Here is a 21,166-nt window from a genome sequence, read left to right on the forward strand (position 1 = left end):
CCAAACTCTCACCACGTCACGGGGAGCTCGTAGACGCCGTAGGCCAGCGCGTCGTGCTTGAACGGCAGCTCGTCGAGCGGCACCGCCAGCCTCAGCGTCGGGATGCGGCGCAGCAGGGTGGGCAGCACGATCTGCAGTTCCATCCGGGCCAGCTGCTGACCGACGCACTGGTGGCGGCCGTAGCCGAAGCCGACATGCGGGCCGTCGTCGCGGGTCAGGTCCAGCCGGTCCGGGGCGGGAAACTGATGCGCATCCCAGTTCGCCGGCGCCACATCCAAAATGATGCCCTCGCCCGCCCGGATCGTCTCGCCGCCGATCTCGATGTCCTCGACGGCGATGCGGCGCTGGCCGGTCTGGATGATGCTCAGATAGCGCATCAGCTCCTCGACGGCCACGGCGATCACCTTGGGGTCGGTGGTTTCGCGCAGCAGCGCCAGCTGCTCGGGATGGTCGAGCAGGGCCGCGACGCTCAGGCTGAGCATGTTCGCCGTCGTCTCGTGGCCGGCGATCAGCACCCCGGTGGCCAGTTGCGCGGCCTCGCGCACGCTGAGCTCTTCGGCGCCGACCCGCTCGGCGAGGTCGGACACCAGGTCCTCGGAGCGATCGTGCATCTTGGTGCGCACCAGGTTGGCGATGTACTTCGCCAGCGAGGCGGCGCCCTGCGCGGTGTCCTCCGCGGTGGCGTAACGACCCATGCCCCGCTGGGCCTGCGCCTGGAAGAACTCCGCATCCTCGTACGGCACACCCAGCAGCTGACTGATGACCAGCGACGGGATGGGCAGCGCCACCGTGCTGACGATGTCGCCCGGGTTCGGACCGGCCAGCAGGGCGTCGATGTGGTCGTCGGTGATCTGCTGCACCGCCGGGCGGAGCGCCTCGACCCGCTTGAAGGTGAACGGCTTCGACAGCATCCGCCGGAAGCGGGTGTGCTCCTCGCCGTCGGAGGTGAACACCGAACGCGGCCGGGTGTGCACCGTGGCAAGCATCCCCTCGTTCCAGTGCGGGTAGCCGGGCAACCGGTCGTCGACGCTGGCGCGGGAGTCGGTGAACAACGCGCGGATCGCGTCGTAGCCGTGAATCAGCCAGGGCGTGCTGCCATCCCAGATCCGGACGCGGCTGAGTTGCCGGTTCGCGTTGAGCGCCAACGACTCCGGCGGCGGGGCGAAGGGGCAGCCCGGTGCGCGCGTCATCGGGAACTCGGGAATGTCGGTGGCGGTGCCGGTCGAGACGTCGGTCATGCTGCTCCTCGGTTGTGGTCGTGTCCGTTCCGGCGACACCTAGCAGCCCGCCGCGCTCACGTGCACCGGCGCGCGCCACAGGCCGACGATCGCGTCGATCAGCCCTTCGCCGGCGACCGGCCACGCCGAACGCGATCCCGCCCTGTGCTCGGCCAGCGCGCCTTCGTGCTCGGCGCAGGTGTGCATCAGCAGGTTGCGCACCATCACGATGCGTTCCGAGCGCACCCGCCTGGGCAGGTCGGGCAGGCAGCGGTTGATGCCCTCGATGGTGCGCACCAGCCCCGGCGAGCTGAGAGCGTCCTTGGTGACGACGTGGCGATACGTCGGGTCGGCCATCGCCTGGGCGGCGAACCGCGCATACCAGCTGGGAACGCCCAGCGCCGCCAGGTGATCGGTGAGCGGGCGCACCAGTGCCCCGACCCAGTCCCGCAGTTCGGCCGAATCGCCGATATCCGCCAGCATCCGGGCGCGCAACTGCTCGATCGGCTCGCGGTGCTTGCGCTCGATCGCCCGCAGCAGGTCGGTTCGGGTACCGAAGTGATAACACGCGGCCGCGTTGTTGCCCTGGCCCGCGGCCTCGCTGATCTGCCGGTTGGACACCGCGTACATGCCACGCTCGGCGAAGAGCACCTCGGCGGCCGACAAGATCGCCTCCCGGGTGCCCGTCGACCTGCCGGATCGAACCATCCGCTCGGCGGTCATCGCCTCAGTGAACACCGCCCGCAACGTTAAATCAAGCAATTTATTTAGTTCGGTGGCGGTCCCACCGCCAACCCGCCGCCACGGCCCGAGAACGTGACGAAAAGCCCGGTAGCCAAGGTTATTTCATCGGCCCGACGCCCGGGCGGGAGCAACCCGGAATACAGTGTCCGTATGAATCCGCTGCAGCGGCTGGCGCGGAACCCGACCGCATACCGCTGGCTGGTGCTGGCCGGAAGTCCGCTGATCGAAGCTCTCGAGTCGGTGCTGCGGTTCGTCAGCGTCGGGCGGGCCGGCGTGCTCGAACTCGCCGGGCTGCCCGGTGTTCGGATCACCGTCTCGGGCCGCAAGACGGGTCTCGCCCGCACCGCGACGGTTCTGTCCGCCCCGGTCGGGGAGGGGCTGATCGTGGTCGGGTCGAACTGGGGCCGCCGGTGTCACCCATCGTGGTCGGCGAATCTCAAATCGGCACAACGGGTCAGCGTGCGCCGGGGTCGCCAGGTTTTCACCGCCGAGGTCCGGTTTCTCACCGGATCGGAACGCAAGACGGCATGGGCCACCGTGCTGCAGCAGTGGCCCAACTACCGGATCGCCGAATCCTCGGCGGGCGGAAGGCAATTCCGCCTGTTTCTGCTGACCCCCACCGCGTGACCCCGGTCGGGGTCACCTGGGGATTCGCCCGGTGCGCGAGCGCACCTTTGCCGCCCGGCGAGAAATCGTGAGTCGTGCCCGTCCGACAGGGTAACCACTCCTCATGACACCGACCGCAGTGCTGGGGATCAAACGCGACGACATGATCGTGCGGAAGCAGAGGCCGTACAACGCCGAGCCGCCCGCCGCGGTGTTGGCCGAAAGCGACATCACCCCGATCGACGCGTTCTACGCCCGCAATCACGGCTTGTTTCCCGACATCGCAGCCGAACAGTGGCACCTCACGGTCGAGGGCAGGGTGGCCACGCCGCTCACCCTGACATACGACCAGCTGAGCAGCGATTTCGACCGGCACAGCGTGGTGGCGACCCTCGCGTGTGCCGGGAATCGCCGCGAGGATCTCCTGCGGGTGCGGCCGATTCCAGGGGAGGAGCCATGGTCCCACGGGGCGATCTCGACGGCGGAGTGGGGCGGTGCCCGCCTGGCTGACGTCCTCGCGGCTGCCGGGGTGCGTTCCGAGGCCGGGTTCCATGTCGCGTTCCGGGCTCTGGACGTCGCGGAGCGGGCGCGGCCCGCTCAGGCCTATGGCGGCTCGATACCGCTGAGCAAGGCCATGTCACGGGAAGTGCTGCTTGCGTGGCAGATGAACGGAGAACCGCTTCCCCGCGCCCACGGCGGCCCGGTACGGGTGGTCGTGCCCGGATACGTCGGCGCCCGCAGCGTCAAATGGGTGACCGCGATCACGGTGCAGCCCGGTCCGTCGGACAGCTACTGCCAGGCCCACGATTACCGCGTCCTGCCGGCAGACGCCGACCCGGAGTCCGCGGCCCCGGGCGAGGGCATCGCGCTGTCGGCGCCGCCACTCAACTGTGACATCCTCCACCCCACCGACGGGGACCGGGTGTCCCCGGGCGAGCTGACCATCCGTGGCTACGGGATCGCGCGCGGGCGACGGTCGCGGCGTGGCGCGGGTCGAAATATCCCTGGACGACGGCCTCAGCTGGCAGCAGGCCCGCCTACATCCCGCTCCCGGCGAATGGTCATGGCAGCCCTGGTCACTGACCGTGACTGTCGGGCCGGGCCCGTTGCGGATCATCGCCCGCGCCTGGGATGACACCGGCGCCCTGCAGCCGGAGTCAGCGGATTCGCTGTGGAATCCGGGCGGCTACGCCAACAACTCGTGGGCCCGCGTCGCAGCGTGCGTGGGGGCAGCCGGCTGAACCCTCCGGCAGGCCGAGGTCGGCTTCTCAGCTGGGCTTGCGAAGGTGCGCACCCAGCAGCTGCTGCCATCCCCTGGACATGTTCCGAAACTCTTCCTCGCAGTTGCCCGCCCGGTCTTCGGGAAGGTCACCCGACGTGACGATGCCGGCGTTGGCCACCGGGTCCGAGCCGTAGATCCAGCACTCCCAGTTGTACATCCGCGTGATGTCCATCGAGTGTCCGTCCCAGAACGGCAGGTCGTTCGCGTCGCCGGAACCTTTTGCGCTCAGCTTCCACTCCTGGGCGGTGTCGGTGGCGATGCGGACACCGTTGGGATAGGGCTGTCCGTCGGCGCCGGGAGTGAGAAGCATGAAGGCCGACAGTTGGTCGGCCACGTCCTCCTCGCGTCCCGTGAAGGCCAGGTCGTACATGGCGAGCGTGGCGTGACCGAGCTCGTGGTAGGCCGCCGAGACCGCTTCGTCGACGGCGGGGGTCACCGGGTCCGGGCTGCCGTTCCCGGCGAAGAGCTGTTCGGCGTGATCCCTTGCCTCGTAGCAGAGTTGAATCTCGTTGGCGGCGGGGTCATAGAAATCGTTGTCCGTGTTGCACTGCTTGCCCACGACCCCCAGGTTGGACGGCAGCAGCAGATCGTCCTCGATGTGCTGGGCGAGGTCTTCGAGGACCTTTGCGTCCTGCATGATCTGGCGACCGTGCAACGCCTCCGGCGTTTCCGCGTCCTCGTAACGAATCGTCACCTTCCCCGACGCGGTGGCCGGCTTGGCCACCTGCGATGCCTCCGCCGACGAACCGCCGGCCTCTTTGGCACCGACCAGGTGGCCGCTGCATCCGGCCGCCGCGAGGAGCGCGGCACAGGCTGCGGTGACTCTGACACGCACTCTCATCGTGTTGACTCCCGTCCGGAAATGCCCCCGCAGCCGCCCCCGAGCGATCCTTCGCGGCGCCCAGGGAGCCTGGGGGAACGGTACGACACAATGCCCACCCCACGGGGAACTTTGCGGCCACTTCGACATCGGCCCCTGGCGCAGTGGGCTGTTCGCGGCCGGAGACTATGGCTTGTGTGCTTTCTCCAGGCGTGCTATCTCGCCACCCCACACGGACCGGGCGCCGGCGTCACCCACCCGGTAGGTCTGGATCATCGATGAGATTCCCACGGCGAGAACGACTATCCCGGTGATGACGGACATGGCGACCGACGGCTTGGGGGACCTGCGTTCGGTCACGCGCAGCACGACGAGCCCGACGGCGACCGCCAGCAGAGCGGCGGCGAAATAGACCATCGTGCCGCCGAGCGCGGCGTGTTCGCGCAGGATGGGGGGCGGGCTGGCCCGCAGGCTGTAGAGCCACCCGCCGGCGTTCGCGGTGATCGGCGTCAACACCATCGTCACAGCCGCCGAGATCAGCGTCAGCCACAACAGCTGGCCGCGCCGCGCAGCCGGCCACAGTCCGCACACGATCTCCAGCAGCGCGGTCAGCGGCACGAGCACCACGACGAAGTGCAGCAGCAGGGCATGAGCGGGCAGGCCATTGACGACGTCCATCGAACTCCTCGGCTGGTCAGGGCTGCCTGGCGCCGGCTGCGGTCGCCGGGGGCGCCCGCAACGATAGCGCCGGCACGTGTCGAAGTGCGGGCCGACACGGTTTGCGGGGACGGCCGGTCCACCGGCCCGCGGATCAGCCGCCGAGCCCCTTCTTGACGGCCGCGTCCTGCTTCTGGCCGACGTCGGTCATGAACTCTTGGGGCACCAGCGAGCCCGGCGGGCCGTCGAACTGCAGCGTGACGAGGGCCCTGCCCTGGGTGAACAGCAGTACCGTCACGCCCTTGTTGCCGTCCGGGGAATCGCCGGACAGTGTCGTTCCGCCGGTGCCGATGTTGGCCGGGCGCGACGTCGGGTTCTTCACGACGTCGCCCTGCGCGCCTTTTGCCGCGTTCAGCGCGGCCGTTGCGGCGGCGGGATCGGCGTACACCTGGATGGTGTCCTTGATCTGGTGACTGCCGTCTTCATCGCGGAATGTCGTGGCCACGCCCGGTTTGCCGTTCGGGTTGTCCGTCGGCGGGCTGCCCGTGAAGGTCACCGGGGCGTTGATGTCCGTCGCCTGGATCAGCAGGCCGGCGTACTGGCCCGGCTGTGCCGCGGCCGACGAGGCCGGTGCCGGGCCGCTGGTGCCCGGGGCCGAGGTGGCAGACCCCGGTTTCGGGTTCGACGACGTCGAATGGCTGCCACACGCGCTCAGCGCGACCGTCAGCGCCGCCGCCGCGGCCACGCCCGCCAACACCGCCGGAGAAAACCTCACCGCACGCGCCCCTTCCCGGCTCCGCCCCGGGCTGCCTCGGCGAAGCAATCCGACTCGAATGCCGAATCGGACAGTACATCGCCGGCAAAGCGGGCGTACCGGAAAGGGGCGCTGTGCGTGCGGAGTGCTACTCCAACTGGTCGCGCAGGCAGCGCAGCGTGTTGGCGAGGATGCGCGAGACCTGCATCTGCGAGACGCCGATCCGGTCGGCGATCTGGCTTTGCGTCATCGATTCGAAGAACCGCATGTGCAGAATCTCACGTTCGCGGCGGGGGAGCGCGCTGACGAGGGCGCGGACCGCTTCCCTGTTGGTGATGTGGTCGATCTGAGGATCGACGCCACCGATCGCGTCGGCCACGAGCCGGGGCTTGCCCGAACTGTCGGTGCCGATGGGCGCGTCCAGGGACTCGAGCCGATAGGCGTCACCCGCGACGAGGCACTCGACGATCTCCTCGTGGGGGACTTCCAGAACCCGCGCGAGCTCGCCGGCTGTGGGCGCCCGCCCCAGCTTCTGCGCCAAATCTGCTGTGGTTCTGCTGATTTGGACGTGCAGCTCACGCAACCGCCGGGGCACACGCATGCCCCAGCTGTAGTCGCGGAAATAGCGGCGGACCTCACCCATCATGGTGGGGACCGCAAACCCGATGAAGCTGGGTCCTTTTTCGGGGTCGAAACGGTTGATGGCGTTCATCAGGCCCAGGCGTGCGACCTGCGTCAGGTCGTCGAGACCTTCGCCGCGACGTCCGAAGTGGCTGGCGACATGGTCGGCCAGCGGCAGGCAGCGGGCCACGATCCGTTCGCGTTGTTGTTTGTACTCGTGCGATTCGGCTGGCATCTGGCGCAGCGCGACGAACATCTCGATGACGTCGTCATAGGAATCGTCCGGTTGTGAGGTGGTCGAGCGAGGGGGGCGGGGCGGGGCCAGAACGTCGGTCATCGGCTGGAGAACCCCCACCGCCGGACTCGGCAAGTGCACGAAACAGTTTGCATGGATTGCTCTTCCTCTGCGTCGTGGGCAGCGGGACGGCACGGCATGTGGATGCCACAGGCGCGCCTCCCGCGGCACCCGTATCCGTGCGGATATCGGCCGCAGCTCGCACGGTGCTAACGGGGCGGTGACAGATGACTTATCGCCGTATGCCACGGGAACCCGGCAGCCGAGCGGCTGACTGGCCGCTTTGAGCTAAACGGCGACCTGTCCAGAACGGACTCACTGGTGACTATACGCGACATCGCATCAAGCCGCGACGGGTACGCGGAATCTGGCTTGCGAGAAGGGTTCTAGCCTCGTTAGCGGGCGAGCCGGCTCTTAGCCAGAGGCGATCGCACGCCCGGTGGCAGGGTCGCGCAACCCGTGGGATCGCTTGGCGGCTGGCCGTATTGGGCCGCGCAGGGCCAGGGTCCGCCGCCATGACCGCTTTGCCCGCTACGGTTCGCCGTATACCCCCGGTTCATGGTTCGTTCACCTTCCGGCAACCTCGCTGGTGTCGGTGCCCCACTCGGCTCGGTTGGGGCACCTCGGCGCACCGGCGAGGTACCGTTCCAGTGATGTCGAACACTCGCGGCCAACTATCCGTTTGCAATTTCACTCGGAAGCGCCTGCCACGGAACGTCTTCCGGCAGGTATCGCGGGGTCGGGAAGGTCCGGTGCGATGAGCGGGGATTTGCTGGCCGGGCGCGGCGCGGTGGTGTCCGGCGGCAGCCGGGGGATCGGACGCGCGGTCGCCGAACTGATGTGCGTTCTCGGTGCCGGCGTGGTGGTCAACGGGCGTGATGAGGCCACCGTGGACGACACCGTCGCAGCGTTGACATCCTCGGGCGGACGGGCGACCGCGGTCGTCGGCGCCGCCGACGACGAGCGCATCGCCGGTGCTCTCGTCGATCGATGCATCGGCGCGTTCGGCAGGCTGGACGTCCTCGTCAACTGCGCCGGGGTTGCCGAGCCCCCGGGGTCATCGATCCTGAACATCTCACCGGCGCAGTTCGACCACCTGATCGGTGCGCACCTCGGCACGGCGTTCCACACCTGCCGGGCCGCCGCCCGCGTCATGGCCGCCCAGGGGCACGGGTCGATCGTCAACACCAGTTCGGTGGCGTTTCTCGGCGATTACGGCGGCACCGGGTACCCCGCCGGCAAGGGTGCCGTCAACGCACTGACGATGGCCATCGCCGCCGAGCTGAAGGCCTATGGGGTGCGGGCCAACGTGGTGTGTCCCGGCGCGCGGACCCGGTTGTCCACCGGGGCCGAGTACGAACAACACATCGCGGACCTGCATCGCCGGGGGCTGCTCGACGAGGTGACCATGCGGGCTTCGCTGGACAGCGCCCCCGCCGAGTTCGTCGCCCCGCTGTACGCCTACCTCGCTAGCGACCTGGCGCGCGACGTGACCGGTCAGATGTTCGTCGCCGCAGGAGGATTCGTCGGCAGGTTCGATCGTCCGACGCCGCGGTTGCTGGACTACCGCGATCACCACGACGCCGGGCCGTGGTCGATACCGGACCTGCACGAGATGATCGTCACCGGGTCATGAACCGGCCCGGTGCTGCTTGCGCGCCAGCGAACTCACGGCACGCAGCACGCCGCGCAGCGCGTAGGCGGCGGTCACCAGCGACAGCAGGATCAGCAGCACGAACATCGGGAGCCAGTTGCTACGGCTGTGGTTGACGTCCCACCAGATGACGGTGAACAACACCACACAGGCCAGGAGCACGACGTCGCGCCAATTGCCCTGATAAAACAGGGCGGCCTGACGCAACGCGCGACTCCGGTCGGAGCTGTCGATCAGGTCGTCGATGCGTGCGTCGATCGTGCGCTGCAACTCCGCTCGCCTGGCGGTGGCGTCCGGCGGCAGGCGGTCCAGCAGGTCCATGTCCTGCTTGATCAGGGCCCGGTAGTCGGGGCCGCGGAATTGCCCGGCCGCGACGGCGAGCATCGCGCCACCGAACACCGGTGCACTGTTCAGCGCCAGCTGCGCCAGACCCACCACATCCGCTCCTTCATTCGTCAGCGCCGGCCGATCGCAGCGACCCGCCGGGCAACACAGTCGCGAAAGTGTATGGCCATGTCCGCCTCGCCGATCGGGTCAGGACGCCGCCGGGGGGCGCCGGCGCACACGGCGCAGCTCCGGCATGCGCAGCGTGTCCATCGCCCTGACCAGTTGCGGATAGGCGATCGCGGGCCCGATCCAGCGGGTGAGGTAGCGCCGCAGTTCGGGGCCGCTGCGCGGTGGCCGCCCCGGGTCGGCGAGAAACGAATGCAGGACCCGAAGGCAGAACTCATTCAACTCGTCCAACGCCGCTTCGTCGAAACCGTGGCTTTCCCAATTGATATCGAAGCGATGCAGCATGGACCGGCCGAAAGCCAGGGCGGTGTCCGACATGATCGACGCCTTCTGGCCGCCGCGGTGGCGCTGATTGAGCACGAATTCGACCTGCTTGTCGGAGGCCAGCTGTTCGACCGCGAAGGCGATCCCCTCCGTCACCGCCACCACCGGGTCGGTGACACCCGCCAGATGGGCCGCCGACCGGTCGAGGAAACCGTCGGCCGACCGCATCGCCGATGCCACCAGCAGCGCCTGCGTGCCGGGAAAGTACCGGTAGACGGTCTGCCGTGTCACCCCGAGGACGCGGGCCACGTCGGCGATGCGCATCGCCGAGCCGCGCTCCTCGATGATCACGTCGGCGGCATCCAGGATGCGCTCGATCGCCTCCTCATCGGAGGCGGGCGTGTTCCCCGCCCAACCGTGGCTGCGCATGCTCAGCGAACGGTGGTCTGGCGTCCGGTCGTCCCCACACGCGGATCATAGCGTCCGAGCACGGAGTTCGGCCCCGGTCGGCACGGCGGACGGTGCGGCGCAGCCCGAGCCATCTCGGTAGACATCGTGGACCGTGTGTATGATCACCGCACGTCTGAAGGCGGAATTGCGGCGACGCGCACGCCCGGCGCGAGTCGGTGCCGCACGGTAGCCGGCCCGGGGCCGGGCAGGGAGGCCGAACAATGCAGTACGACACCGTGATCCTCAACGGCCGCTGGTTCGACGGAACGGGTGCGCCGTCGGCCCTGCGCAACATCGGTGTGCGCGACGGCCGCGTCGCCACGGTCACGGCCGCGCCGATCGAGGCGCCGGGTGCCGACGTCATCGATGCGACGGGCCGGTGGGTGATTCCGGGCATGATCGACATCCACACCCATTACGACATCGAAGCACTCTGCGAACCAGGCCTTTCCGAGTCGCTGCGGCACGGTGTGACGACGGTGATGCTCGGTTCGTGCTCGTTGTCCACGGTGTACCTGAACAACGTCGACGCCGGCGACATCTTCGGCCGCGTGGAGGCGATCCCCCGGCGCTACGTGATCGAACACCTGGACCGGGTGCGCACCTGGAGTGATCCCGGCCAATATGTGGCCGCGCTCGAGCGGCTGAACCTGGGCCCCAACGTCGCCGCCTTCATCGGTCACTCCGACATGCGGGCGGCGACCATGGGACTGGACCGCGCGACCCGCAAGGACGTGCGGCCGTCCCCGGCGGAACTGGCGCGGATGGAATCGATGCTCGAGGAGGCGCTCGACGAAGGATTCGTCGGGATGTCCTCGCAGCAACTTCTGTTCGACAAACTCGACGGGGAGGTCTGCCGCTCACGCACGCTGCCGTCGACCTATGCCACCCCGCGCGAGCTGCGCCGCCTGAACGCCATTCTCCGGCGGCGCGACAAGATCCTGCAGTCCGGGCCCGACATCAAGAATCCCGTGTCGGTGCTGTCGCAACTGGTGACGTCGCTGGGGGTCGGTCGTCCCCGGTTGAAGACCAGCCTGCTGTCGGCCGCGGACATCAAGGCCATCCCGCCCGTCATCCACGTCATGGACCGGCTCGGTCGGCTCGTCAACGCCCTGGGCGGTGACTTTCGCTGGCAGCATCTGCCTGTGCCGTTCGAGGTCTACGCCGACGGAATCTCGTTGGTGGTCTTCGAGGAGTTCGGCTCCGGTGCCGCGGCGCTGCACCTGCAGGACGAGGTCGAGCGCAACGAGTTGATGCGCGACGAGGAGTATCGCCGCTGGTTCCGCAGGGACTACGGCCAGAAATTCGGGCCCAGGGTGTGGCATCGCGACTTCTTCGACGCCGAGATCGTGGCCTGCCCCGACCGGTCGGTGATCGGGAAGTCCTTCGGGCAGGTGGGTCTCGACCGCGGGGGGCTGCACCCGGTCGACGCCTTCCTCGACCTGGTGGTCGAGCACGGCGAAAGTCTGCGCTGGCGCACCACCATCTCCAATCACCGGCCCGAACTGCTGCGCACGCTGGCGCAGAGCCCGGCCGTCCAGATGGGTTTCTCCGATGCCGGCGCCCACCTGCGCAACATGGCTTTCTACAACTCCGGGCTGCGCCTGCTGCGGCACGCGCACGACGCCGAGAAGAACGGCAGGCCGTTCCTGTCGATGGAACGCGCCGTGCACCGGCTCACCGGCGAACTCGGGCTGTGGTACGGGATCGACGCGGGCACGCTGCGCGAAGGCGACCGGGCGGACATCGTCGTGCTCGACCCGGACAAGCTCGACGATTCCCTCGACAGCTACGCCGAACACCCGGTGCAGTCCTACGGCGGGCTGTCGCGGATGGTCAACCGCAACGACGACACGGTCAGCGCGGTGCTGGTGTCGGGACAGCTCGCGTTCGGCGGGGGCTTCGGCGGGGGCAACGCCTCTCCCGCGCTGGGCAATCGGAAGCTCGGGCGCTTCCTGCCCGCCGGACGCGCGTCGCGGAAGCTGACCGCGGCGTAGCCCTCTACCCAGCCGCCTATCCGGCCGCAGACTCTCCCAGGATGAGCTCGACGGCCCGGTCGAGTTGTCCGGCGATCTCCTGATACGTGACGAAGCGGGCCGTCATCAGCGCGCCGGCGAACATCATCTGCAGCGTGGATTTCACCGCGCGGGGCCAGCCGGGGCCCAACGCCGCCGCGATCCGCCTGGACACCTCCTCGCCGATCTGCTCGCGCAGGGGCGCCACCGCCGGGTCGTCGGCCATCAGCGCCGCTCCGCAGGCGACGGTCAACTCGGGCTCGTCGGCGACCGCCACGGCCATGTCCCGCAGGGTGGCGCTGACACGGGTCCGGGTCGCGTCGTCGACGTCGGTGTGCAACGGCAGGTCGCGGAGGAAGCGCAGGTAGACCGCGGCCACCAGGGCGCTTTTCGACGGGAAGTAGGTGTAGGCGCTGGCCGGCGAGACCCCGGCCCGGGTCGCGACCGCACGCATCGTCAGGTTCGCGTACGACGATTCGCGCAGTTCCTCCAATCCGGCGTCGAGCACCTTGCGGATGGTCTGCCCGGGACGGCGATCAGAGCGGCGTGCTGCTCCGGCGCTCGGAGAAGCCGCTGCTGTGGACACCGGTCCAGTGTAGGAAGGGCGTGCGCGCAACCGTCGGCATCCGCTGGGCCGGGCTCCTGGGTAGGGTGACGCACGTGGTCGAGGGTGACCGGCTGCGCTGGGACGAGCGGTACGCGCGCCTCGGGCCCCCCGCGGTGGACGCGGTGGCGGTCCCCGGTGTCTTCGCAGCTCACCAGGACGTTTTCCCGACCGCGGGACGCGCTCTCGAGCTGGCCTGCGGACAGGGCCTCGGCAGCGTCTGGCTGGCCCGACGGGGGCTGGATGTCGTGGGGTTGGACATTTCGCCGGTCGCCACCGGCCACGCCCGGGACCTGGCCCGCCGCTGCGGGGTCGGCGACCGTTGCCGCTTCGACGTCGTCGACTTCGACGACGGTCTGCCGGCCGGTCCGCCGGTCGACGTCATCCTCTGCCACAAGTTCCGGGACCGCCGCCTCGACCGGGCGATCGTCGAGCGCCTGGCGCGGGGAGGGCTGCTGGCCGTCGCCGTGCTCAGCGAAGTCGGGCGGGGGCCCGGGCCGTTCCGTGCGGCGGCCGGCGAACTGCCGCTCGCGTTCACCGGCCTCCGCGTTCTCGCCGCCGGTGAAGGGGACGGCTGCGCCTGGCTACTGGCACGTGCGTGAGAACCGGGACCGCTAGCCGGCGAAGGGCGGGCGCGCCATCACCGATCCGTAGGCGTTGGCGGCCGTGGCGAGTTCAGCGGCCAGCGCGTCCCATGCGGTCGCGGCGACCATCATCGATTCCGATCCCGGGCCCGCGTACATGCGACTGGAGTTGATCTCGGGCGACAGTCCACCGAAGTCCAGCACCGCGCCCCCTCTCACACAACCGCGACCGCTTGCGGGCGAACCGCCGACGGGGGACGGCAGGCGGGTGCCGAAGACGCCTCGGCCGGCGAACCGCCTCGGCGGCGAGGCTCCGCACGGTCACAGGGAGCAGTCTGAACCGGTCGGCGGCCGTGCGACAGGGCCCAACGTTGCACGTAACGTGGGCTCACCGACCCGGCGAGTGGAGCCATTGGTCCCTATCGTCAGCGACTGTGCCGTGCCGCGCCTAGCTAGACCTAACGGCACATTAGCAAACTATTCGCTTGCCGCGATGGGATCGGCGGCGGCGCGCGTCACGCAGAGCGCCGCCGCGCCGCCTTGCGGCCGGCGATCTTGGCGCGGACGGCGGCCATGTCCAGCGCCCGCACCTGTGCGATGAGGTCCTCCAGCACGGCGGGGGCCATCGCGCCCGCTTGGCTGTAGACCAGCACGCCGTCGCGAAACGCCATGATGGTCGGTACCGAACGGATTCCCAGCGTGGCGGCCAACTCGGGTTCGGCCTGGGTGTCGACCTTGGCGTGCACGATTTCCGGGTGCGTCTGCGCCGACCGTTCGTAGACGGGCGCAAAGGCTCGGCAGGGCCGGCAGTATGCGGCCCAAAAGTCCACCAGCACTATCGGATTGCCGGTGATCGTCGACGCGAACGTGTCGTGGGTCAGGTCGGTGGTCGTCATCGTGTCTCCCGGAGGTTGGTTCTGCAGACGCCAACGCCATACCCGGTGGGGTATATTCCGGGGTGCGGTACCAAATCGGCGAACCTGGGGCACATATACCCCCCTGGGTACTATGATGAGGTAAGCAACCACGATGGAGGAACCAGTGAGCGGCGAACAAGACAGCATGACCGCGGTGCTGAACCGGCTGCGGCGTGCCCAAGGCCAACTTGCCGGAGTGATCTCGATGATCGAGCAGGGGCGCGACTGCAAGGACGTCGTCACGCAACTGGCCGCGGTCTCGCGCGCTCTGGACCGTGCGGGGTTCAAGATCGTGGCGACCGGATTGAAGGAATGCGTCACGGGTACGACGGCCAACGGCGCGGCTCCCATGAGCGAAGCCGAACTCGAGAAGTTGTTCCTCGCCCTCGCGTGATGCGCGCGAGCGCAAATCAGTCCAGGCAAGACAAACGGCCCAAGCACCAGCATGGACCCCAGGCAACAAAGGACGGAGTCGTCATGGACATCTCAATCGGGACACCTCTGCACACCTCCTTCGACGACGCGGTCGCGCGCACGCGTGCCGCGCTGGCGGAGCAGGGATTCGGGGTGCTGACCGAAATCGACGTGAAGGCCACGCTGAAGGCAAAACTCGGCGAGGACATGGAGGACTACCTGATCCTGGGTGCCTGCAACCCGCCGTTGGCGCACCGCGCCGTGTCGGCGCACCGCCAGATCGGGTTGCTGCTGCCGTGCAACGTCGTCGTGCGCACCGACCCCGACCGGGACGGTACGGTGCTCGTCGAGGCCATGAACCCCGCCCTCATGGTGGAATTCACCGGGGAGCCGGAGCTGCGGCCGGTCGCCGAGGAGGTCACCGGCAAGCTGCAAGCGGTGATCGACTCCTTGAAGAGCAGTGCATCGGTGACCGCGGGCGAATAGGGACATATACCCGCGGGGGTATAGGATGAGAGCCATGTCAGACCAGCAACATCACCACAAGGTCCTCGAGGACCTCCTGCCTCAGCATCGCGAACTCCGCCAGCAGATCCCCGAGGTCTACAAGGGCTTCGCGGCCCTGTCCGGGGCCGCGTTCAACGAGGGCGCACTGAGCCGCAAGGTCAAAGAGCTGATCGCGATGGCGATCGGCGTCGTCGAGGGATGCGATGGGTGCATCGCATCGCATGCCCAGGCGGCCGCCCGTGCCGGCGCCACACCGGAGGAAGCCGCCGAGGCGATCGGTGTCACCTTCCTCATGCATGGGGGGCCCGCCACCATCTACGGCGCTCGGGCCTACAGCGCATTCTGCGAATTCGCCGACGCCAAGACGTCCTAGAAACCCGGGCGGTCGTCGCCCTTCGACGACGAATGGCACGACCTTGAGGGACCAAAGTCATGGCGTGCCGTCGAACTGCTGACCTTTGCGTCCGCCAGTCGTAGCTTGGTGCCCGGAGCACCTATGACCGCCTTCATGCGAAACAGCGACGCCTTCACCTGGGCGATGGAAAGCGACCCGCGGCTGAGGTCGACGGTGGTAACCGTCCTGCTGCTGGACCGATCCCCGGACTGGCAGCAGGTGCGTGACCGCTTCGACCTGATGACCCGCAAGCTGCCCATGTTCCGGCAGCGCGTGGTGGCGTCGCCGCGGCCGGCTCCGCCCCGGTGGGAAAACGACCCGAACTTCGACCTCGCCTACCACATGCGGCGGGTCGCGGTGCCGTCCGGCGGCACGCTCGACGACGTGCTCGAAATGGCCCGGCTGGCCGACATGCAGGATTTCGACCGCGCCCGGGCGCTCTGGGAGACAACCCTGGTCGAGGGCCTCGACGACGGTGGCGCGGCATTGATCTGCAAGTTCCACCATGCGCTCACCGACGGAATCGGCGGCATCCAGATCGGGATGCACCTGTTCAACCTGTCCGCAGACCTATATGCGCGTGAACCCGTGCCGCCCGAACCGCCGGCGCCCGGGCCGTCGCTGCTGGACCGCTACCGCGACATCTTCCGGTACGACGCCGGCGTGCTCGGCAGCGCCGTGGCGGGCGCGGTGACGTGGGCTCCGCGGCTGATCTACGACAGTGTCCGGCGGCCCGTCACGACGATTCGATCGACTGCCTCCACCGCGGCATCCGTGTACCGGACCATCCGGCCGATCAGCCGGACCGGGTCACCGCTGGTGACGGACCGCGGGCTGAACCGTCGCCTGGGAGTGCACGAAGTCCCGAAGCCCCTGTTGCGGGAAGCGGCGCACCGGTGCGGCGGGGCGCTCAACGACGCGTTCGTCGCCGGGGTGGCCGGCGGATTGCGGAGATACCACGACAAGCACGGTGTCACGGTGGGAGACCTGCACCTGACCATGCCGGTCAGCCTCCGCACGGCGTCGGACGACATCGGCGGAAACCGGATCACGCTGATGCGATTCGACGTGCCCGTCGGGGAGACCGACCCGGCAGCGCGGATCAGGGCCATACACCTGCGCAGCGGCGCGGTGCGTGACGAGCGCTCCCTGCCCTACACGCAGGCGATCGCCGGAGCGCTCAACCTCATGCCGCGGTGGTACATCGGTTCGATTCTGCGCCACGTCGATTTCCTGGCCAGCGACGTGCCCGGCGTTCCGGTGCCGGTCTTCCTCGGGGGTGCGAGGGTCCGCGCGCAATACGCGTTCGGCCCGACGATCGGCTCGTCGGTCAACGTCACGTTGCTCACCTACGTCGACACCTGCGCCCTGGGCATCAACGTCGACACCGCCGCCATACCCGATTACGACGTCTTCCACGACGCGATCGTGGCCGCATTCGACGAATTGCTCGCGATCGCCACCTGATCCACTCCAACCCGTTCCCCGTCGAAACCGGCCGGTCCCGAAACGGTCACGGGTGCATACCGATGGCGCCGGAAATATGGCGCAATCGAGCGCGGTGAACAAATCATGGTTAAGTGCGTCAAAGGGGATCACTGTTGCAAATCACGCGCGTGCACGGTCACGCGCACCGCTGTGTGAACAGCGGATCGGGCTGGGGGACAACGGGAGGTACCCACAACATGATGGCGAACTGGGTTCCCGCCCAGACGTCGTATGGCCCGCATTCCGGGCGCATCCTCGACACCGCGCGGGGTATTCTGATCGGACTTCGCCGCTGCCGGTCCGACACGGCCTTCGACGAATTGCACAGCGCGGCACAGCGTCACCGGGTGCCGGTATTCGCACTGGCGTGGGCGCTGGTCCACCTCGCCGGTGGCGGTGAGAAGACGTCCAGCTTCATGGATGCGCAAAGCGCGGCCCGCCAGGAGTGGGGGCAGTTGTTCGCGGCAGCCGCGGCGACCTGCTGAGTGGGGTGAAAGACGTCGGCACGGCCGAGCTTCGAGGGGTACCGCGGTCGTCGCCAACTCCCACCAGTTGATGCGCACTGAAACTTCCCGGCGCACAGCCCTTCCGGGCGGCCCCTCGATCAGCGCGCACGGGGTGCGTACATGATCACGGCGACGCCGGCCAGACACACCAGGGCCCCGGCTAAGTCCCACCGGTCGGGCCGAAATCCGTCGACGGCCATGCCCCATCGGATAGCGCCGCGGTATCGCGTGGTCGACCACTTGGTCGAGGTCGGGCAGAGCTATCCCGGCTGCGATCGCCAGCAGCACGCCGATCGAGGGCAGCGGCCACAGCCGCGTGCGCAACGCGTCGCTGACGTGGTCGCGCCAGGTGCTCGACCAGATCGGGTTCCTGCGCCGTTTGGTATTGCGCGCAGCGCCGAAAGCCCGGGGTGGTCGCAACTTGGACACCGCCTTGGGGTTTCCCCGATTCGGGCGGTTACACCCGAACGGCGTCGAATAAGCGCGGCGGGTGTTCGCGGTCCGGTCGCCCGAAGTTCACGGACGGACGTTCAGCGGGTCCAGATCGGCGCCTCGGGCGCCGCCCGCAACGCGGCGACGATGACCTGTTCCTTGAGCAGGAAACGCTCGGTGGGCGCCGGCACCGAGATGGCGATCACGGTGCCGCCCGGGGCGCGTCCGGCAATGGCGGCCGCCGAGATTCCCGGGGTGTGTTCGCCGCGGTCGAAAGCGATGCCGGTCCGCCGGACCTCGGCGATCTCCCGCCGCAGGCCGTCGCCGACGTCCGGGTCCAGCCGCGAGAGGACGGTTTCGACGTCCGCGTCGTCGAGGGTCGCGAGGGCCGCTTTCCCGTTGGCGGTCGACTCCAACGGGAACCGCATGCCGATCGCCGAAACCGCCCGCAGCCGATGCCGGACTCGATCTGGTCGATGAACCGCATGCGCTGGCCAGTCAGCATCGACAGGTCGACGGTCTCGCCGTCCGTCGCGCGTGCCACCTTCTCGATCGTGGGGCGGAACACCGCCGAGAGTTGCGCACCGTCGGCCTTGGCGAAACCCAGGAGGCGCTCGCCCAGGGAGAAACGGCCCTGGGCGTCGACGCCCGCCAACCCGACTTCGACCAGGCCGACCATCAGTCGGCGAGCCGTCGACTTGGCCAGCCCGAGGCGCTCGCCGAGATCGACCAGGCGCAGCCGTCCGGGTTCGGCGGCAATCTCGTCCAGCGCGGCGGCGGCACGACGTAACACCTGGATGCCCTCGTCGCGACCAGTTGGCAAACTTTCCCCCGCGCGCGTCACCAGTCCACTGTAGTGATCCGCACAACGGACGACTAGGGCCCGTAATGCGGATCAAGTCACTCTGGGCGGGTGAGTGCCGTCGAGGAAGCCAGCGCGTTTTTCGCCGACCAAGCCCTGCAGGATCCGTACCCGCTGTACGAGCGCATGCACGCCGTCGGGCCGGTGCACCGCATCGGCGCGTCGGAGTTCTATGCCGTGTGCGGCTGGGATGCGGTCGACGAGGCGATCGGGCGCCCCGAGGATTTCTCGTCCAACCTGACCGCGACCATCACCCACACAGCCGGCGGTGGCATCGAGCCCTTCCCGATGGACCCCCTCGGCGGGCCGACCCACGTGCTGGCCACCGCCGACGACCCGGCCCACACGGTGCACCGCAAGCTGCTGGTGCGCCACCTGGCCGCCGACTCGCACCTGCTGCTGTTGTGGGGCGCGGCCAATCGCGACCCGGCGCGCTTCGAGATGCCCGGCGAATTCCGCCTCGATCGCAGAGATGCCAAGGGCCACAGCAGCTTTGGCAAAGGCGCGCACTTCTGCGTGGGTGCGGCGCCGGCGCGCCTGGAGGCACGGGTCGTTCTGCGGCTACTGCTGGACCGGACCTCGGCCATCGAGGTGGTCGACGTCGGCCGCTGGTTGCCGAGCATCCTGATGCGCCGCCTGGAGCGCCTCGAACTGGCTGTCGCCTGAGTTCAGGGCTGCGACGGCGGCTTGGCCGTGGCGGCCGGCCCCACCACGACGAACGCCTCGACCGCCGTGGCCTGCTCGAACCCGGCGATTTCGACGCGCCACTCGTAGATGCCGGGCTCCAGCGGGATTCCCGCCGGGATGTTGAGGGTGAGCGGCATCCGAACCGAGGTGCCGTGGATCGCGCCGGGGGGGCGGCCCGCCTCGGCCGAGGCCTCGAAGCAGATCCGCTGAGGCCCATTCGGGCCCGGCACCGAAACCGGGTCACCGTCGGTCGTCAGCAGTTGGCACGTCAGCTTGTGCTGCTTGTTGGTCTCATTCCAGTCGATGTCCAAAAACAGCACCAAAGCGATGGCGGGCGTGGGCGTTTGGCACTGTCGCCAGCCCAATCCCAGGGCATTGACCTTGCCCGACTGGGCGTCGGCCTGTGCCGCGTCCGCGAGGAACAGGCTGATTCTCATGCGGTCGTTCGTCCGGTTGACACCACGCACTGCCCTGCCATCGCTGCCGCCCCCACGAAATTTTGTTCTGCTGTTAAAGACTGGATAATACGCCGTTGCCCGAAACGGGATCGCGGCCGTCGCGCCGGCGGACCGCTGGTTGTGGCCTGCCGTCGCGTCGTGCCGATGGTGGGTGTGCCGGGTGGACCGCTCGTGGTGCGCACCCGCCCCGCGCGTGACCCGGCAAATTCGACCACGCTCATCAGAGTCCGGCCACCTCCAAGGGCTCATGCCTGTCAGCCCGCGGGCCGGGGACCGAGCTGTGGCGGCATCGCTTGCGGCGACGCGATCGGATCAGCGGCCGTTCCAGCAGGCGACGTGAGACGGTATAAGCCTATGCAGAACCACGCTTATGTCACCTACGAAGAATTCGGCCGCAGATTCTTCGAGTACGCCGTCACCCCCGAGCGCGTCGCGGCCGCATTCGCCGACATCGCGGGCAACGAGTTCGCCATGGAACCGATCGCCCAGGGCCCCGGCGGAATCGCCAAGGTCAGCGCGCACGTCAAGATCCACGACCCCCGGGTGACGCGCCGTCTCGGTGACAGCATCACGTTCGTCATCCACATCCCGCTGTCGATCGATCTGCTCCTCGACCTGCGGCTCGACAAGCAGCGGTTCGTCGTCTCCGGTGACATCGCGCTGCGGGCGACGGCGCGGGCGGCCGAGCCGCTGCTGCTGATCGTCGACGTCGCCAAGCCGCGGCCCTCCGACATCACGGTCAACGTGTCGTCGAAGTCCCTGCGCGGCGAGGTGCTGCGCATCCTGGCCGGCGTCGACGGCGAGATCCGGCGCTTCATCGCCCAGTACGTCGCCGACGAGATCGACGCGCCCCAGTCGCAATCCGCGCAGATCATCGACGTGGCCCAGCAGTTGAACGAGGTGTGGCCGTAGGCTCCCCACCTCAGGCGTAGGCGCGCGGACATCCGGGTATGCGTACCCGAGACCCAGTCGACGTGGAGGAGCGGGCAACTTGGCACGAGTGGACGTATCGATGGCCTCGGACGTGGAACCGACGACCGCCTGGAAGCTCGCTTCGGATCTGCGCCGTTTCGACGAGTGGATGACGATCTTCGGCGGATGGCGCGGCCCGGTGCCGTCGACGATCGAGAAGGGTACCCAGGTGTCCTCGTGCGTCAAGGTCAAGGGGTTCCGTAACGTCGTCCACTGGAAGGTGACCCGCTACGAGGAGCCGAAATCTATTGAGCTGCAGGGTCATGGCCGCGGCGGGATCCGGATCGGCGTGACCATGCACGTCGCCCCCAACCACCCGGGAACGGAGTTGCACCTCACCGCCGATATCAGTGGCGGCCTGCTGAGCGGGCCGCTCGGCGGTCTCGTCGCGCGGGTGATCCGGTCCGACGTCCGCAAGTCGGTGGACAACCTCGCGTCGTTGCAGTGAT

23 protein-coding genes and 4 pseudogenes are annotated in these 21,166 nt (G+C 68.6%); 13 read left to right on the forward strand and 14 right to left on the reverse strand.

From position 1 onward, the window contains the following. Positions 1 to 8 precede the first annotated feature (8 nt). Positions 9 to 1,238 (reverse strand): cytochrome P450, encoded by a 1,230-nt coding sequence (locus ACJ512_RS14335; protein ID WP_407686306.1) that lies wholly within the window; start codon positions 1,236 to 1,238, stop codon positions 9 to 11. A 39-nt stretch (positions 1,239 to 1,277) separates the two neighbouring features. After that, positions 1,278 to 1,955: a TetR/AcrR family transcriptional regulator gene (locus ACJ512_RS14340; protein ID WP_407686305.1), complete on the reverse strand. Its 678-nt coding sequence runs from the start codon at positions 1,953 to 1,955 to the stop codon at positions 1,278 to 1,280. A 156-nt stretch (positions 1,956 to 2,111) separates the two neighbouring features. On the opposite strand from ACJ512_RS14340, the gene ACJ512_RS14345 reads away from it, so the two are divergent. Further along, positions 2,112 to 2,588 (forward strand): nitroreductase family deazaflavin-dependent oxidoreductase, encoded by a 477-nt coding sequence (locus tag ACJ512_RS14345; RefSeq protein WP_407686304.1) that lies wholly within the window; start codon positions 2,112 to 2,114, stop codon positions 2,586 to 2,588. A gap of 103 nt (positions 2,589 to 2,691) precedes the next feature. After that, positions 2,692 to 3,808: pseudogene (locus tag ACJ512_RS14350) on the forward strand (sulfite oxidase). Positions 3,809 to 3,835: 27 nt separating this feature from the next. Here ACJ512_RS14350 and ACJ512_RS14355 read toward each other — a convergent pair. The 4 genes from ACJ512_RS14355 to ACJ512_RS14370 all read right to left on the reverse strand — a co-directional run bounded on the left by ACJ512_RS14355 (position 3,836) and on the right by ACJ512_RS14370 (position 7,038). Then, on the reverse strand, positions 3,836 to 4,690 hold the full coding sequence (locus ACJ512_RS14355; RefSeq protein ID WP_407686303.1) for a DUF4344 domain-containing metallopeptidase: 855 nt from the start codon (positions 4,688 to 4,690) through the stop codon (positions 3,836 to 3,838). A 165-nt stretch (positions 4,691 to 4,855) separates the two neighbouring features. Further along, a complete protein-coding gene (locus ACJ512_RS14360; RefSeq protein ID WP_407686302.1) occupies positions 4,856 to 5,347 on the reverse strand; it encodes a hypothetical protein in 492 nt (163 codons plus the stop codon). A gap of 133 nt (positions 5,348 to 5,480) precedes the next feature. After that, positions 5,481 to 6,083, reverse strand: a complete 603-nt coding sequence (locus ACJ512_RS14365) for a hypothetical protein (RefSeq protein ID WP_407686316.1) — start codon at positions 6,081 to 6,083, stop codon at positions 5,481 to 5,483. A gap of 145 nt (positions 6,084 to 6,228) precedes the next feature. Beyond that, on the reverse strand, positions 6,229 to 7,038 hold the full coding sequence (locus ACJ512_RS14370) for a SigB/SigF/SigG family RNA polymerase sigma factor (RefSeq protein ID WP_407686315.1): 810 nt from the start codon (positions 7,036 to 7,038) through the stop codon (positions 6,229 to 6,231). A 715-nt stretch (positions 7,039 to 7,753) separates the two neighbouring features. On the opposite strand from ACJ512_RS14370, the gene ACJ512_RS14375 reads away from it, so the two are divergent. Next, complete coding sequence (locus tag ACJ512_RS14375) at positions 7,754 to 8,632, forward strand: SDR family NAD(P)-dependent oxidoreductase (RefSeq protein ID WP_407686301.1); 879 nt, start codon at positions 7,754 to 7,756, stop codon at positions 8,630 to 8,632. Here ACJ512_RS14375 and ACJ512_RS14380 read toward each other — a convergent pair. Next, positions 8,627 to 9,034 carry a hypothetical protein gene (locus tag ACJ512_RS14380; protein ID WP_407686314.1) on the reverse strand — a complete coding sequence of 136 codons (408 nt, stop codon included), beginning with the start codon at positions 9,032 to 9,034 and terminating at the stop codon, positions 8,627 to 8,629. The genes ACJ512_RS14375 and ACJ512_RS14380 overlap by 6 nt on opposite strands. 150 nt (positions 9,035 to 9,184) lie before the next feature. Further along, the gene (locus tag ACJ512_RS14385; protein ID WP_407686300.1) at positions 9,185 to 9,856 is read right to left on the reverse strand and encodes a TetR/AcrR family transcriptional regulator; all 672 of its coding nucleotides are present in this window, start codon (positions 9,854 to 9,856) and stop codon (positions 9,185 to 9,187) included. A gap of 242 nt (positions 9,857 to 10,098) precedes the next feature. On the opposite strand from ACJ512_RS14385, the gene ACJ512_RS14390 reads away from it, so the two are divergent. Continuing rightward, a complete protein-coding gene (locus ACJ512_RS14390) occupies positions 10,099 to 11,874 on the forward strand; it encodes an N-acyl-D-amino-acid deacylase family protein (protein ID WP_407686299.1) in 1,776 nt (591 codons plus the stop codon). Positions 11,875 to 11,890: 16 nt separating this feature from the next. Here ACJ512_RS14390 and ACJ512_RS14395 read toward each other — a convergent pair whose 3' ends face one another. Then, positions 11,891 to 12,478, reverse strand: a complete 588-nt coding sequence (locus ACJ512_RS14395; RefSeq protein WP_407686298.1) for a TetR/AcrR family transcriptional regulator — start codon at positions 12,476 to 12,478, stop codon at positions 11,891 to 11,893. Between the two features lie 74 nt (positions 12,479 to 12,552). Here ACJ512_RS14395 and ACJ512_RS14400 point away from each other — a divergent pair, with 74 nt between their 5' ends. Next, on the forward strand, positions 12,553 to 13,098 hold the full coding sequence (locus tag ACJ512_RS14400) for a class I SAM-dependent methyltransferase (protein WP_407686313.1): 546 nt from the start codon (positions 12,553 to 12,555) through the stop codon (positions 13,096 to 13,098). 33 nt (positions 13,099 to 13,131) lie between these two features. Here the strand turns inward: ACJ512_RS14400 and ACJ512_RS14405 are convergent. Both ACJ512_RS14405 and ACJ512_RS14410 read right to left on the reverse strand, forming a co-directional pair. Beyond that, positions 13,132 to 13,284 (reverse strand): annotated as a pseudogene (locus tag ACJ512_RS14405) (PPE domain-containing protein); the annotation flags it as partial. 311 nt (positions 13,285 to 13,595) lie between these two features. Then, positions 13,596 to 13,976, reverse strand: coding sequence for a thioredoxin family protein (locus ACJ512_RS14410; RefSeq protein WP_407686297.1), 381 nt, complete (start codon positions 13,974 to 13,976; stop codon positions 13,596 to 13,598). A 145-nt stretch (positions 13,977 to 14,121) separates the two neighbouring features. Here ACJ512_RS14410 and ACJ512_RS14415 point away from each other — a divergent pair, with 145 nt between their 5' ends. The 5 genes from ACJ512_RS14415 to ACJ512_RS14435 all read left to right on the forward strand — a co-directional run bounded on the left by ACJ512_RS14415 (position 14,122) and on the right by ACJ512_RS14435 (position 17,285). Continuing rightward, a complete protein-coding gene (locus tag ACJ512_RS14415; protein WP_369741572.1) occupies positions 14,122 to 14,391 on the forward strand; it encodes a metal-sensitive transcriptional regulator in 270 nt (89 codons plus the stop codon). 83 nt (positions 14,392 to 14,474) lie between these two features. Then, positions 14,475 to 14,897 (forward strand): DUF302 domain-containing protein, encoded by a 423-nt coding sequence (locus ACJ512_RS14420; protein ID WP_407686296.1) that lies wholly within the window; start codon positions 14,475 to 14,477, stop codon positions 14,895 to 14,897. Positions 14,898 to 14,931: 34 nt separating this feature from the next. Then, positions 14,932 to 15,291, forward strand: a complete 360-nt coding sequence (locus tag ACJ512_RS14425; RefSeq protein WP_369738479.1) for a carboxymuconolactone decarboxylase family protein — start codon at positions 14,932 to 14,934, stop codon at positions 15,289 to 15,291. Between the two features lie 123 nt (positions 15,292 to 15,414). Then, on the forward strand, positions 15,415 to 16,779 hold the full coding sequence (locus ACJ512_RS14430) for a wax ester/triacylglycerol synthase domain-containing protein (protein WP_407686295.1): 1,365 nt from the start codon (positions 15,415 to 15,417) through the stop codon (positions 16,777 to 16,779). Positions 16,780 to 16,997: 218 nt separating this feature from the next. Further along, positions 16,998 to 17,285, forward strand: coding sequence for an ANTAR domain-containing protein (locus tag ACJ512_RS14435; RefSeq protein WP_407686294.1), 288 nt, complete (start codon positions 16,998 to 17,000; stop codon positions 17,283 to 17,285). Positions 17,286 to 17,404: 119 nt separating this feature from the next. Here the strand turns inward: ACJ512_RS14435 and ACJ512_RS14440 are convergent. After that, positions 17,405 to 17,524: pseudogene (locus ACJ512_RS14440) on the reverse strand (YnfA family protein); the annotation flags it as partial. A 312-nt stretch (positions 17,525 to 17,836) separates the two neighbouring features. Beyond that, positions 17,837 to 18,582: pseudogene (locus ACJ512_RS14445) on the reverse strand (IclR family transcriptional regulator). Positions 18,583 to 18,651: 69 nt separating this feature from the next. On the opposite strand from ACJ512_RS14445, the gene ACJ512_RS14450 reads away from it, so the two are divergent. After that, on the forward strand, positions 18,652 to 19,266 hold the full coding sequence (locus ACJ512_RS14450; RefSeq protein WP_407686293.1) for a cytochrome P450: 615 nt from the start codon (positions 18,652 to 18,654) through the stop codon (positions 19,264 to 19,266). A gap of 2 nt (positions 19,267 to 19,268) precedes the next feature. Here the strand turns inward: ACJ512_RS14450 and ACJ512_RS14455 are convergent, their stop codons facing one another. After that, the gene (locus tag ACJ512_RS14455) at positions 19,269 to 19,724 is read right to left on the reverse strand and encodes a DUF6941 family protein (protein WP_407686292.1); all 456 of its coding nucleotides are present in this window, start codon (positions 19,722 to 19,724) and stop codon (positions 19,269 to 19,271) included. Between the two features lie 375 nt (positions 19,725 to 20,099). Between ACJ512_RS14455 and ACJ512_RS14460 the strand changes: the two genes are divergently transcribed. Together ACJ512_RS14460 and ACJ512_RS14465 are read left to right on the forward strand one after the other, a co-directional pair. After that, on the forward strand, positions 20,100 to 20,657 hold the full coding sequence (locus tag ACJ512_RS14460) for a hypothetical protein (RefSeq protein WP_407686291.1): 558 nt from the start codon (positions 20,100 to 20,102) through the stop codon (positions 20,655 to 20,657). 79 nt (positions 20,658 to 20,736) lie between these two features. After that, positions 20,737 to 21,165 (forward strand): type II toxin-antitoxin system Rv0910 family toxin, encoded by a 429-nt coding sequence (locus ACJ512_RS14465; RefSeq protein WP_407686290.1) that lies wholly within the window; start codon positions 20,737 to 20,739, stop codon positions 21,163 to 21,165. Position 21,166 lies beyond the last annotated feature (1 nt).

The sequence above is a fragment of the Mycobacterium cajalii genome, assembly GCF_045809005.2.
Lineage (GTDB): Bacteria > Actinomycetota > Actinomycetes > Mycobacteriales > Mycobacteriaceae > Mycobacterium.